At 68.8% G+C, this 11321-nt stretch carries 14 protein-coding genes, 1 tRNA gene and 1 pseudogene; 8 read left to right on the top strand and 8 right to left on the bottom strand.

Features of this window, described 5'->3' with window-relative positions:
* Positions 1-19 precede the first annotated feature (19 nt).
* From NF20_RS00645 to NF20_RS00635, 3 genes and pseudogenes are all read left to right on the top strand, one after another.
* A complete protein-coding gene (locus NF20_RS00645) occupies positions 20-1033 on the top strand; it encodes a metallophosphoesterase (RefSeq protein WP_023900376.1) in 1014 nt (337 codons plus the stop codon).
* A pseudogene (locus NF20_RS00640) lies at positions 1030-2132 on the top strand (PLP-dependent cysteine synthase family protein). The gene NF20_RS00645 and the pseudogene NF20_RS00640 overlap by 4 nt, the downstream one beginning before the upstream one ends.
* A 61-nt stretch (positions 2133-2193) precedes the next feature.
* Positions 2194-2267 (top strand) — tRNA-Pro (locus NF20_RS00635).
* Positions 2268-2288: 21 nt separating this feature from the next.
* Here the strand turns inward: NF20_RS00635 and NF20_RS00630 are convergent.
* From NF20_RS00630 to NF20_RS00620, 3 genes are read right to left on the bottom strand one after another with little or no spacing between them, the layout of a single operon-like run.
* The gene (locus tag NF20_RS00630; RefSeq protein ID WP_023900378.1) at positions 2289-3302 is read right to left on the bottom strand and encodes a hypothetical protein; all 1014 of its coding nucleotides are present in this window, start codon (positions 3300-3302) and stop codon (positions 2289-2291) included.
* On the bottom strand, positions 3299-4624 hold the full coding sequence (locus tag NF20_RS00625; protein WP_023900379.1) for a Dyp-type peroxidase: 1326 nt from the start codon (positions 4622-4624) through the stop codon (positions 3299-3301). The genes NF20_RS00630 and NF20_RS00625 overlap by 4 nt, the downstream gene beginning before the upstream one ends.
* 18 nt (positions 4625-4642) lie before the next feature.
* Positions 4643-5203: a hypothetical protein gene (locus NF20_RS00620; RefSeq protein ID WP_003873311.1), complete on the bottom strand. Its 561-nt coding sequence runs from the start codon at positions 5201-5203 to the stop codon at positions 4643-4645.
* A 263-nt stretch (positions 5204-5466) separates the two neighbouring features.
* Between NF20_RS00620 and NF20_RS00615 the strand changes: the two genes are divergently transcribed.
* The gene (locus NF20_RS00615; protein ID WP_009974685.1) at positions 5467-6156 is read left to right on the top strand and encodes a GAF and ANTAR domain-containing protein; all 690 of its coding nucleotides are present in this window, start codon (positions 5467-5469) and stop codon (positions 6154-6156) included.
* A gap of 49 nt (positions 6157-6205) precedes the next feature.
* Here the strand turns inward: NF20_RS00615 and NF20_RS00610 are convergent, their stop codons facing one another.
* From NF20_RS00610 to NF20_RS00600, 3 genes are all read right to left on the bottom strand, one after another.
* Positions 6206-6799, bottom strand: a complete 594-nt coding sequence (locus NF20_RS00610) for a restriction endonuclease (protein WP_023900380.1) — start codon at positions 6797-6799, stop codon at positions 6206-6208.
* A 102-nt stretch (positions 6800-6901) separates the two neighbouring features.
* Positions 6902-7204 carry a DUF4193 domain-containing protein gene (locus tag NF20_RS00605; RefSeq protein ID WP_003873314.1) on the bottom strand — a complete coding sequence of 101 codons (303 nt, stop codon included), beginning with the start codon at positions 7202-7204 and terminating at the stop codon, positions 6902-6904.
* Positions 7205-7326: 122 nt separating this feature from the next.
* Positions 7327-7644 carry a hypothetical protein gene (locus NF20_RS00600; protein WP_023900381.1) on the bottom strand — a complete coding sequence of 106 codons (318 nt, stop codon included), beginning with the start codon at positions 7642-7644 and terminating at the stop codon, positions 7327-7329.
* Positions 7645-7788: 144 nt separating this feature from the next.
* Here NF20_RS00600 and NF20_RS00595 point away from each other — a divergent pair, with 144 nt between their 5' ends.
* On the top strand, positions 7789-8499 hold the full coding sequence (locus NF20_RS00595) for an HAD family hydrolase (RefSeq protein WP_050593710.1): 711 nt from the start codon (positions 7789-7791) through the stop codon (positions 8497-8499).
* A 13-nt stretch (positions 8500-8512) separates the two neighbouring features.
* Here NF20_RS00595 and NF20_RS00590 read toward each other — a convergent pair whose 3' ends face one another.
* Both NF20_RS00590 and NF20_RS00585 read right to left on the bottom strand, forming a co-directional pair.
* Positions 8513-9034 carry a DUF6328 family protein gene (locus tag NF20_RS00590; protein ID WP_003877049.1) on the bottom strand — a complete coding sequence of 174 codons (522 nt, stop codon included), beginning with the start codon at positions 9032-9034 and terminating at the stop codon, positions 8513-8515.
* 32 nt (positions 9035-9066) lie between these two features.
* Positions 9067-9435: an STAS domain-containing protein gene (locus tag NF20_RS00585; protein WP_003873318.1), complete on the bottom strand. Its 369-nt coding sequence runs from the start codon at positions 9433-9435 to the stop codon at positions 9067-9069.
* A 170-nt stretch (positions 9436-9605) separates the two neighbouring features.
* Between NF20_RS00585 and NF20_RS00580 the strand changes: the two genes are divergently transcribed.
* The 3 genes from NF20_RS00580 to NF20_RS00570 are packed head-to-tail and all read left to right on the top strand — an operon-like array spanning position 9606 to position 11320.
* Entirely contained in the window at positions 9606-10508 is a 903-nt protein-coding gene (locus NF20_RS00580) for an STAS domain-containing protein (RefSeq protein WP_003873319.1), read from the top strand.
* A 22-nt stretch (positions 10509-10530) separates the two neighbouring features.
* Positions 10531-10920, top strand: coding sequence for an STAS domain-containing protein (locus tag NF20_RS00575; protein ID WP_003873320.1), 390 nt, complete (start codon positions 10531-10533; stop codon positions 10918-10920).
* The gene (locus NF20_RS00570) at positions 10910-11320 is read left to right on the top strand and encodes an anti-sigma regulatory factor (RefSeq protein WP_003877046.1); all 411 of its coding nucleotides are present in this window, start codon (positions 10910-10912) and stop codon (positions 11318-11320) included. The genes NF20_RS00575 and NF20_RS00570 overlap by 11 nt, the downstream gene beginning before the upstream one ends.
* Position 11321: the final 1 nt, after the last annotated feature.

Raw genomic sequence — 11321 nt, 5'->3', positions numbered from 1 at the left:
CGGCAGTAGGCTGCGATTCATGGCTGATGCTCACGTCTCGATTGCCCGGCGCCGCTCCGGGCCGCCTCGCGGCCGGCGCCGAGCCCTGCCCATCCTGTTGCGTACCGGCGCGGCGGCGCTCGGTTCGACGGTCGCCGGCCTGGGGTACGCCGCGATCATCGAGCGCAACGCGTTCGTGCTGCGCGAGATCACCATGCCCGTGTTGAGTCCGGGCTCGACACCGGTACGGGTGCTGCACATCAGCGACCTGCACATGACGCCCGGCCAGCGCCGCAAGCAGGCGTGGCTGCGCGAGTTGGCCGGCTGGGAACCGGATCTGGTGGTCAACACCGGCGACAACCTGGCCCACCCGAAGGCCGTGCCGGCCGTCATCCAGGCGCTGGGGGATCTGCTGTCGCGGCCGGGCGTCTTCGTGTTCGGCAGCAACGACTACTTCGGCCCGCACCTGAAGAACCCGCTGAACTACGTCACCAACCCGTCGCACCGGGTCCGCGGCGAGCCGCTGCCCTGGCAGGACCTGCGGGCCGCGTTCACCGAGCGCGGCTGGCTCGACCTCACCCACACCCGGCGCGAGTTCGAGGTGGCGGGCCTGCACGTCGCGGCCGCGGGCGTGGACGACCCGCACATCGACCGGGACCGCTACGACACCATCGCGGGGCCGGCCAGCCCGGCGGCCAACCTGCGGCTGGGGCTGACGCATTCGCCGGAGCCGCGGGTGCTGGACCGGTTCGCCGCCGACGGCTACCAACTGGTGATGGCCGGGCACACCCACGGCGGCCAGGTGTGCCTGCCGTTCTACGGGGCGCTGGTGACCAACTGCGGGCTGGACCGCTCGCGCGCGAAGGGGCCGTCCCGCTGGGGCGCGCACATGCAGCTGCACGTCTCCGCGGGCATGGGCACCTCGCCGTACGCGCCGGTGCGGTTCTGCTGCCGGCCGGAGGCCACCCTGCTGACGCTGATCGCCACCCCGATGGGCGACCGCGACGCGGTCAGCGACCTGAGCCGTTCGCAGCCAACAGCTTCGGTGCGGTGACGCGGACCCGGATCGCGGTCCGCAACCTGCCACGCGACTGGACGGACAACGCGATCCGGCTGATCCAGGCCGATGCGCGGCGCAGCGCCGACACCCATCTGCTGCGCTACCCGCTGCCGTCGGCCTGGGCCGGCGACGCCGACGTCGCGCTGTACCTCAAGGACGAGACGACGCACGTCACCGGCAGCCTCAAGCACCGGCTGGCGCGCTCGCTGTTCCTGTACGCGCTGTGCAACGGCTGGATCGGCGAGGGCACCACGGTGGTCGAGGCGTCGTCGGGGTCGACGGCGGTGTCCGAGGCCTACTTCGCGGCCCTGCTGGGGCTGCCGTTCGTCGCCGTGATGCCGGAGTCGACCAGCGCGGCCAAGGTGGCGCTGATCGAATCACAAGGCGGCCGTTGCCATTTCGTCGCGGATTCCAGCCAGGTGTACGCCGAGGCCGAGCGGGTGGCCCGGCAGACCGGCGGGCACTACCTGGACCAGTTCACCAACGCCGAGCGGGCCACCGACTGGCGCGGCAACAACAACATCGCCGAATCGATCTTCGAGCAGATGCGCGACGAGAAACACCCCGTGCCGGCCTGGATCGTGGTCGGAGCGGGCACCGGCGGGACGAGCGCGACCATCGGCCGCTACATCCGCTACCGGCGGCACGCCACCCGGCTGTGCGTCGTCGACCCAGAGCACTCGGCGTTCTTCGCGGCCTACGCCGAAGGCCGGGACGACGTGGTGGCGTCCCGGTCGTCGCGGATCGAGGGCATCGGCCGGCCGCGGGTCGAGCCGTCGTTTCTGCCCGGCGTGGTCGACCGCATGGTCGCCGTGCCGGACGCGGCCTCCGTCGCCGCCGCCCGCCACGTCAGCGCCGTGCTGGGCCGGCGGGTGGGGCCTCGACGGGCACCAACGTGTGGGGGGCGTTCGGCCTGCTGGCCGAGCTGGTGTCGCAGGGCCGCGGCGGTTCGGTGGTCACGCTGCTTGCCGACAGCGGCGACCGGTACGCCGACACCTACTTCGACGACGAGTGGGTGGCGGCGCAGGGGCTGGATCCGGCCGGACCGGCCGCGGCGCTGGCCGAATTCGAGCGCAGTTGCGCGTGGCAGTGACCCGGCACACCGCGGTTTGGCCAGCCGCCAGCCCGGTGCGATAGGCTGTCGGAGCTTCAAGCGGGGTGTGGCGCAGCTTGGTAGCGCGCTTCGTTCGGGACGAAGAGGCCGTGGGTTCAAATCCCGCCACCCCGACTCGTGTGAGCGGCGGGTCCTTCACCTCATCGTGGCCAGGTTGTGCCAGAAGTTTCTGAGGCTGTCGGACCCGCCGAACAGCGTCGTGAAGTTGGTCGAGTCGACGAGCACGATGTCACCGGCTCGTTCGGCGTGCGGCGGCATCCAGATCAACGCGTTGAATTCGCTGTTGCCCGCCTCGGTAAAGGGATGGGGCCGGGCCGGGTCGACGCGTTGGGTGGCCAGCACCCGTAGCCCGTCGCTTTCCGGGGCGGTGAGCTCGTAGTGCGGCAGATGCGGGTGAAAGTTCAGCGTCGTGACATCGTCCAGCAGCCCGGGCGCGTCCAGGTCGCGAGAGCAGGTCAGCGGTGCCATCTGACCGGTTGCGGCCACCCGGGCCGGATGCAGGCCCCACCTGTTGCGGACGGGAACGTCGAGCCCCTTCATCAGCGAGCGGGTGTAGGCCGAAAACCGTTGTTGCCGCGGCACGAGCGGATCTCCGTGGTGCAGGTATTCGACTTGCCGCTGGGCCATGTCGTCGGTGCCGCCGACGTCGTGGTGCGGGGCCAGCAGCAGGCAGGTGCCCTCGCGTTCCAGCCAGGCACGGATGGCCGAGATCTCCCCGGGCTCGGCCTCGTCTTCCCCGGCGAGATGGTCCAGCCCGAACACCATCAGGGTGTCGGTGTCGGCCAATATCCGCTCGTCGATCACCAGCCGGTAGCCGGCCTGGTCGACGCGCTGGAACACCGCCACCTGCTGACCGGTTGCTTCGCCGGCCAGCTCCTGGAACGCAAGCGTCGAGCGGTGGAACAGCTCCAAGGTGCCGGCGATGCCCTGCAGGAAGTGGGCGTCGTCCCAGTCGGGCCCCTCGTATCGGGGCCAGGCCGCCCTGCGCACTTCGGTCATGGTGGAGAAGCGGTTGTCCAGGGTCTGAATGTCGCGCTGCGATTCCCACGGATAGCTCCACGTCCAGTAGATGCTGATCCGCCGTCCGCCGGTGTGCGGGCGCACCCGGTGAGCTTGGTTGTAGGTGCGCGCGGGCGGCCGGGTGCTCATGACCGTTCGCCGAGCGCCGCGAGGTATCGCATGGCGTTGATGCCCGGAAGGAAGAAGTACGCCCCACCGGTCAGCGTCGTGAACGCCGGCAGTCCCTTGAGCACCCGGCGAATCGGTCGCTTCGGTATGGTGAAATCCAGTGTGCCGTCCTGGGTTCCACAGATCGGGTCGTGCTCGTTGCCGAGTTCGTGGAATGTGCGGTCGTTTATCCAGACGTTCTGCGCGAATTCGAACTGCCGGATCAGGCTGGCGCAGATGATGAACGCGGCGATCCCACGATCCTCGCCGTCGTCGGGAGCGCCTTCGGGAAGCGCCGGACCATAGGTCGCCCCACGGCGAATCATCCGGCGCCGGTTCATGTTGTGCGCGGTGTCTCGCGGGTTGAGCCGTCTGGCGTGGGCGCCCAGCGGGCATGCGTAGCCGAAGGGGTCCATCTCCTTGTAGTTGAAGTCGTTGTTGCGCAGCGGATCTGCGCCCAACTCGGGATCGTCTTCGTCGGGGGCGAGCACCAGGGGGGCACCGCTACGCCAGCGGCCCATGAGTTTTGCCGCCAACAACTCCTCCTGCCCATCCGCGCCGGCCACGGAACGGAGGTAGTCGCGGAAGACGGCCACGTGTTCGCGCAGCCGGCGGTACGCCGCATATGTTCCGTTGCGCGACAGCACCTCCGGCTCGGGCTGATTGGCCACCGGGCCGACTTCATCGGGATAGCCGAGGATGAATTCCCCGGCCTTGAGCGGCGCACCCGAGCCGGGGGTGGGTTCCTCGCCGGATCCTTCGATCACCGGCTGCGACAAGCGATCCCGGAAGCCGAAGTGGTCGTGGGCGTAGTTGAACGGAGGCGTTGCGTTCAGGTCGAGGTGTGACAACCTGCGCACACCTCGGCACCTTTTCAGCAGGTCGTCGTGGGCGTTGGTGGCGCGGGCATGTTCGGCGTCGTCTCGCGCGAACAGAATCGCGATCGCGTGCAGGTCCGCGCCGGCCAATCCGCCCACCCAGTTGTCGGGATGATTGCGTCCGGTGTCCCCGAGAATGTCCGCCCGGGCGGCCATGCCCTGCCGGAACTCTTCCGGAAAGCTGGCAAGGGCGTCCCCGGGAACCCCGAGCGCCCGCAAGCCGTTCCAGGTGAAACCCAGCGTGACCCATCGCTTGGCGCTGTCCATGGCGTCGCGTACCGACGCCGCGGACTGCACGACATCGACGAGGGCGGACAGCCACGCCCGCCCGGCGGTTGCATCGTCGAACGAGAGAAACTCGTAGCGTCCGGTCAGCGCCGGGGTTCGGGTCAGCAGGATGTGCTGGATGTCGTCGAGCTCGAGCATCTCAGACTCTGACCGACGTCATTGCATCTGATCCAGCATGGTCTGGAAGGCGGCCTTGAGCCGTAACGCCTTTTTGATCTCGTCGGCGGTGACGTAGGGATACTCCCCGTACTCCAGAAAGCTCGGGCACTGGTGCTCACGCACGAACTTGACGAAGGCGTCCGGGTTCTCCCGCCAGTCTTCGGGAAACCCCTCGAGGTTCGTGAAGACGGTGGTGATCCCGGTCTGACTGAACAGCTGCACCGCGTCCTCGGTGTACTTGTCGAAGTCCGTGTCGAAGATGCCCTGGTACTGGAAGTGCAGTCCCGATCCGACGTCGAAGAGCAACCAGCGCAGGTAGTGGAGCCGCAGCGCGGCAAGCACGTGCGGATCGGCCTTGATGGCCTCTTCGATCTGTTTGCCGTAGGCGCGGACGGCTTCCTCGCGGCCCTCCTTGACCTTGGCGATGATGGAAAAGCCGTAGCAGGCCGGGGTGCGGGGATACAGCGGCCCGTAACGACCGCGTTCGAGCTCGAAGTAGCCCTCCCTGGGAATGGCCAGGGCCGCGGGTTTGCTCCACTCGTGTTCGGTTGCCACCATCGTCGCTCCCAGGTCGGGCCGGTGCGCCGGACGCTACCACTCGACGCCGCCCGCGGAAGCGGATTGCCGGACGGGCCGGTGCCGGGTGCGAACATCCCCGTAACACGGGGCGATATAGTGGATCTCACCGTAATGCTGAGCAAACAGCATTGACATTCGTCGCCGTCAAACACTGCACGTGATTGCCTCGCGGGACCGCAGGCTGCTCAAAACGGCACGGGTATTGCCTGCCACCGGTCTCGAACTCATGAGGGCGACACTCAGTGACCAATTTTGACGATCTCACCCTGCTGAACGACGTTCTGCGCGCCATCTACTCGGCGGACACCGCGGATTTTCCGCAGGTGCTCGACGACCTGACCGCCGCGTCGGCCCGGTGGGTGCCGGGCGCCCAGGAGGCCGGGATCACGGTGACGAGCCGGCAGAACGAGGTCAGCACGCCCTCGGTCACCGACGATTGCGCCCGGCTGCTCGACGAGTTCCAGCAACGGTATCTGGAAGGGCCCTGCCTGCATGCCGCCTGGACTCGCAAGGTCGTGGTGGTCGACGACCTGCGGACCGACTCGCGCTGGCCCAAGTACCAGGCCGACGCCCTGGCGCGCACTCCGATCCGCAGCATCCTGTCGCTGCCGATGTACGCCGGTGAGCTGAGCATGGGGGCGCTGAACTTCTACGCCGAACGCCCGCACGCCTTCTCGGACGACTCCCGCCGGATGGCCGCCCTGTTTGCCACGCTGGGCTCGCTGGCGTGGAGCAACGTGGTGCGAACCCAGCAGTTCAAGGAGGCGCTGAGCACCCGCGACATGATCGGACAGGCCAAGGGCATCCTGATGGAACGCTACGAGCTCGACGACGAAACCGCGTTCAACACGCTGATCAAACTCTCGCAGAGCATGAACACCCCGCTGCGCGACATCGCCCGCCGCGTCATCGACGACACCACCCAACGATGAGGCCTCCCGGGTGCCGGAAAGTGCGTAAGTCTTTGTGGCGCAACGGCGTTCACGACACCCGCGGACCCCGCACCGGGATGGGTGCGACCCGCGTCCAGCTGCGCAGCTGGGTCCGCCCCACCAGCCGGCAGCGGTGGGTGATCGCCAACCGGCGGGCCGCCTTGGTGAACGTCTGATTGGTCACCACCACCGTGTGGTCGCAGCCGTGCTGGCGTGCCCCGGCGACGACCTGTTGCACGGCGGCCACCCCGACGGCCTTCGCCAGCCTTTTGCATTGGACCGCCATGCGGACGCCGTCCTTCTTGGCGATGAGGTCCACCCCGAAGTCGCCCGTGCCCGCCGTCGGGGTGACGACGTAGCCGGCGACGCGCAGCTGGGCCGCGACGAAGTCCTCGAACTCCGCGCCGGACATCCGGTCGATGGCACGCAACCCCGCGCGGGCGTGTTTGACGTCGCGGCGGCGGTGGGCATCGGCCCGCAACCGGTCCCGCTGCAGGGAAAGCCACCACAGCGCGCCGACCGCCGCGGCCAGGCCGGCCAGCCCGGCCGCACAACCCGCGGGCAGGCTGCCGGTGGCGTGTTGGGTGAAATACCAAGGCACGCCCAGCCCCAACAGGAGCAGCGCCCCGAGTGCCTTGTCCATGACCCCTCAACGTCTACGCGGCCGGCTTTGCCCGAAAACGTAGCGCAACCGTGTGACAAATCGGCGCAGCCGCCCGGGGCGGGCACGGCGGGCCGCCGCGCGTTACGCGCAATCGGCGCAGACCGGCAGCCCGGCGGCGGAGCGCCGCAACCGGCTGCGGTGCTGCACCAAAAAGCAACTCGAGCAGGTGAACTCGTCGGCGCGCTGCGGGATCACGGTCACCGACAGCTCTTCGCCGGACAGGTCGGCGCCGGGGAGTTCGAAGAAGTGGACGTCGTCGGGGTCGTCGTCGACGACGGTGGTGCCGGCCCCGTGCAGGGCGGGTGCCAGCTCGCGCAGCGAGGACTTGTCCGGGGTGTCGTTGTCGGATACGCGGCGTGCGTCGTAGTCAGTGGTGGTCGCCATCGGAGTTCCTTCCTGCTCGGAACGGGTTGACGCACTTTCGCTGTCCTCACCCGTGGCGCAGGCAGTACCCCGTCCGCGCACGCCTTACACCGATTCGGCGCAGAAATTTCACCCGGCGCCGCTCAGCTGCTGGGCGGGGGTGGCGGCTGGTCGGAATGCTCGGCGTGCCAGCGCAGTTCGGCGTCGCGCACCTTGCGGTGGGTGCGCAGCAGCCAGCCCGCGCTCACCGCGCCCACCACCGCGGCCACGATCAGGGCGATGGCGCCGCCGGTCAGGTGTCCGGCCGCCACGGCGAACACGCCGACTGTTATTGCGACGACCGCCACCGCCGAACCGGCCAATCCGGGCACATTGGCGCCGTAGGTGAAGGTTTCGCCGGCGTGCTGGCGGAAGGTGCGCGCGTGATCGACTGGGTCGCTGTTGCGGTGGTCCAACGTCATTCCTCGTCGAGAATCATTGTGTGCCAGCGATATTCGCGTGACACGACGGTACTCGGGCCATCAGGGCGGATCTCCGCAGTGCGTACCCGCCGTCCGGGGAGCTAAACGCCGGCGTGTCAGCCGCGCCCGTGCCGGGTATGCCGGATGCATGACACCGCGGAGCCTGCGCTGAGCGCCGGGGCGGGTGCGCCCGCCGTCCTGTTCGACGTGGACGGAAGCCTGGTGGACTCCAACTACCTGCACGTGCACACCTGGCAGCGCGCGTTCGACGACGAGGACATCGCCGTCGCGTCCTGGCAAATCCACCGCTGCATCGGCATGGACGGCAGCACGCTGGTGCGGACGCTGTCCGGCGACGCGCCCGACGACGTCGGGGAGCGGCTGCGCGACAAGCACAGCCGCTACTACCGGGAGCTGACGCCGCTGCTCAAGCCGCTACCGGGGGCGCGGGCCCTGCTGCGCCGGGTCGCCGACCTGGGACTGCAGGTGGTGCTGGCCAGCTCGGCGCCCGAGGACGAACTGGAGATCCTGCGCAAGGTGCTCGACTGCGACGACGTCATCGCCGCGACCACGTCGTCCCGCGATGTCGACACCGCCAAACCCGAGCCGGGCATCGTGCGGGTCGCCCTGGACCGCGCCGGGGTGCGCGCCGAGGAGGCCGTGTTCGTCGGCGACGCCGTCTGGGATGCGCACGCCGCGCGGGGCGCCGGGCTGGCGTGCATCGGGCTGTGCAGCGGCGGCATCGCCCGCGACGAGCTGCGGGCGGCCGGCGCCGACCCGGTCTTCGCCGACCCGCAGGACCTGCTCGATCACCTGGAGTCCACCCGGATCGCCGCGCTGGCGCGCGGCGGCTGAGCCCCCGCGGCCGTCACATGCCGCGGGTGCGCAGCAGCAGCGGCAGCACGAACCAGAACAGCACGAACAGCGGCAGCGCACACGCCCCGGCGACCAGGCCCACGTTCCGCCCGGCCACCGCGGCGAAGATGATGGTGGTCACGCCGATCAGCGCCAGGCCGAGCGCGCCCAGCCCGGCGTAGGCGCATCGGTGCGCCGCCGAGACCAGCACCTGCAGCCGGTGGCGGCGGAACAGGATCCGGTGCATGGCCACCGGCGCGATCAGCAACACGGTCGCGCACACCGAGAACACCACGGTGGCCAGGTAGGCGACCCGCATCGGCGGGCCCAGCACGTCGAAACGCTGCTGGAACGGCAGCGTCAGCAAAAAGCCGGTCAGCAGCTGCACCCCGGTCTGGACCACCCGCAGCTCCTGCAGCAGGCTGTTCCAATTGCGGTCCAGCCGTTGCACTTCGGTCTCGCCGCGTTCGCGGCGGTCCCACCGCTGGTCTTCCTGCGGATCGTCGACGTCTCCGCCAGACACGTTGTCAGCCAACCGAATCCATAGCAGCCAACCGACGCCGGGGGTCAGCCGTTGAGTTTGCCGTCCCGCACCGCGGTCAACGCGTCGTCGAGCGTCGGATACAGCGGGAAGGTCTTGTCCAGGCCGGTCAAGTGGATCGGCCTGCGGGTGGCCGGGCCGCGGGCGACCACGCCGAACCCGGTTTCCTTGCCCAGCTTCTCGTAGGTGGCGGCCAGGATCTTCAGCCCGACCGAGCCCAGGAACTCCACCGCGGACAGGTCGATGACCAGCGCCGGCGGGCTGTCCGCGACGACCGCGCCGATGGCCTGTTCCAGGGCCGGAGCCGTGACCAAATCGATTTCTCCGCTGACGCTGACCACGGAAACCCCGTCGTGGTCCTCAACCAACGTGGTAATCGAATCAGGAGCTGACAATGGCAATCCTTTGTCCCGGGACCGTGGCGTGGTTCAACCCTAGCCTGGATTGGCGAACTGCGAGAAGAATATGCCCTCTACACGTGCCCCGCGACAAGCCAGGCTAGTCTCGCAAAAGGCAACTGCGCACCGCGGGGCGCGACTCGGCTCGGAAGGCCTTGGGAGGCCATATGTCAGATTCGCCGTCGGATTTCAACAGTACCGGCACCGCAGCGCAGACCGTCGGTATCTCCAGCGAGGGGCTGCTCCCGCAGCTGGTTCAGCACCTGCGGCAGAATCGGACCATCCTGCGCGAGGAGTGGGCCCGCCGCATCACCGAGGCCGAGTTGCTCACCGCGATGACGCCCGAGGAGCTCTTCTCCGAGGCGACGGCCGTCTACGACAACTACGTCGAGGTGCTCGAGACCGGTAGCGTCGAGGCGCTGCAGGCCTACGCGCGCGACCTGTCCGAACGCATCATCCCGCGGGGCGTGGAGACCGACGAGGTGGTCGGGATCGTGCTGCTGCTGCGCGACGTGCTGGCCCGCTCGCTGTTCGAGAAGTACCAGACCGAGTTCGAGATGCTGAACCGGGTGCTCGACGCCTACGAGCCGGCGGCCAACCGGATCGCCAACACCGTGGCCGTGTCGTTCGTGCAGGAACGCGAGCGCATCATCCGCCAGCAGCAGGAGGCGATCCGCGAGCTGTCAACGCCGGTGCTGCAGGTGCGCGAGCAGCTGCTGATTCTGCCGATCATCGGCGTGCTGGATTCGCAGCGCGCCCGCCAGGTCACCGAACAGCTGTTGCGGGCCATCCGCGCCAACCGGGCCAAGGTGGTGGTCATCGACATCACCGGTGTGCCGACGATCGACTCCACGGTGGCCAACCACCTGGTGCAGACGGTGGACGCATCGGGGCTGATGGGCGCCAGCGTGATCATCACCGGCCTGTCCTCGGAGATCGCGCTGACGCTGGTGACGATCGGTCTGGATCTGTCCAAGATGAACGCCGTCGGTGACCTGCAGGGCGGCATCGAGGAGGCCGAGCGGCTCCTGGGCTACGAGGTGACTCGTACCGGCGAGCAAACCGGGTGACGGTTAGGAACCCGAGCGCCCCATGCCCGTACCGATCCTGAAACAGGGTGCGATCCTCATCGCCTCGGTGCAGGCGGCGCTGTCCGACTCCGACGCCGAACGGCTGCGCTATGACCTGATGGAGCGGGTCAGCCGGTTCCGCGCGCAGGGCATCATCGTCGACGTCACCGCCATCGACGTGATGGATTCGTTCGCGGCCCGGTCGCTGCGCACCATCGCGCACATGACCCGGCTGCGCGGCGCGGACACGGTGATCGTCGGGCTGCAGCCCGAGGTCGCCTTCGCGATGGTCCAGCTGGGCCTGGCCTTCGATGACATGAACACCGCGCTGGACCTGGAAGAGGGCATCGCGCTACTGAATCGCCAACTGGCGCAACGGAAACCGACGATCGGGCGCGACGGTGGCGGCTGATATCGTCGTCGCCATCGACAACCCGGACGACATCGTCGAAGCCCGCAAAGCCGGACACCAGCTCGCACTTGACTTAGGATTCTCCCTGACCGACGTCACGATGATCGCCACGGCGATCTCCGAAATCGCCCGCAACATCACCAGTTACGCCGGCCGCGGCGCCGTCCGGGTCGCCGTCGCCGACCGGGAGGGCCGCAAGGCGCTGGTGGTGCGCGCCGAGGACGAGGGTCCCGGCATCGCCGACATCGAACGCGCGATGGAGGACGGCTACTCGACGGGCCGCGGGCTGGGCATGGGCCTGCCGGGCGCCCGCCGCCTGATGGACCGGCTGGTGGTCGAGTCCACCCTGGGCCAGGGAACGGTCATCGAAATGTGGAAATGGGTTCCCCCTCGTGCGTGAC

The sequence above is a fragment of the Mycobacterium sp. MAC_080597_8934 genome, from assembly GCF_000523975.1.
In the GTDB taxonomy this organism is placed as follows: domain Bacteria; phylum Actinomycetota; class Actinomycetes; order Mycobacteriales; family Mycobacteriaceae; genus Mycobacterium; species Mycobacterium avium.
Note: the sequence above shows the minus strand (reverse complement) of the source record. Positions and strands in the feature narration are given on the sequence as shown.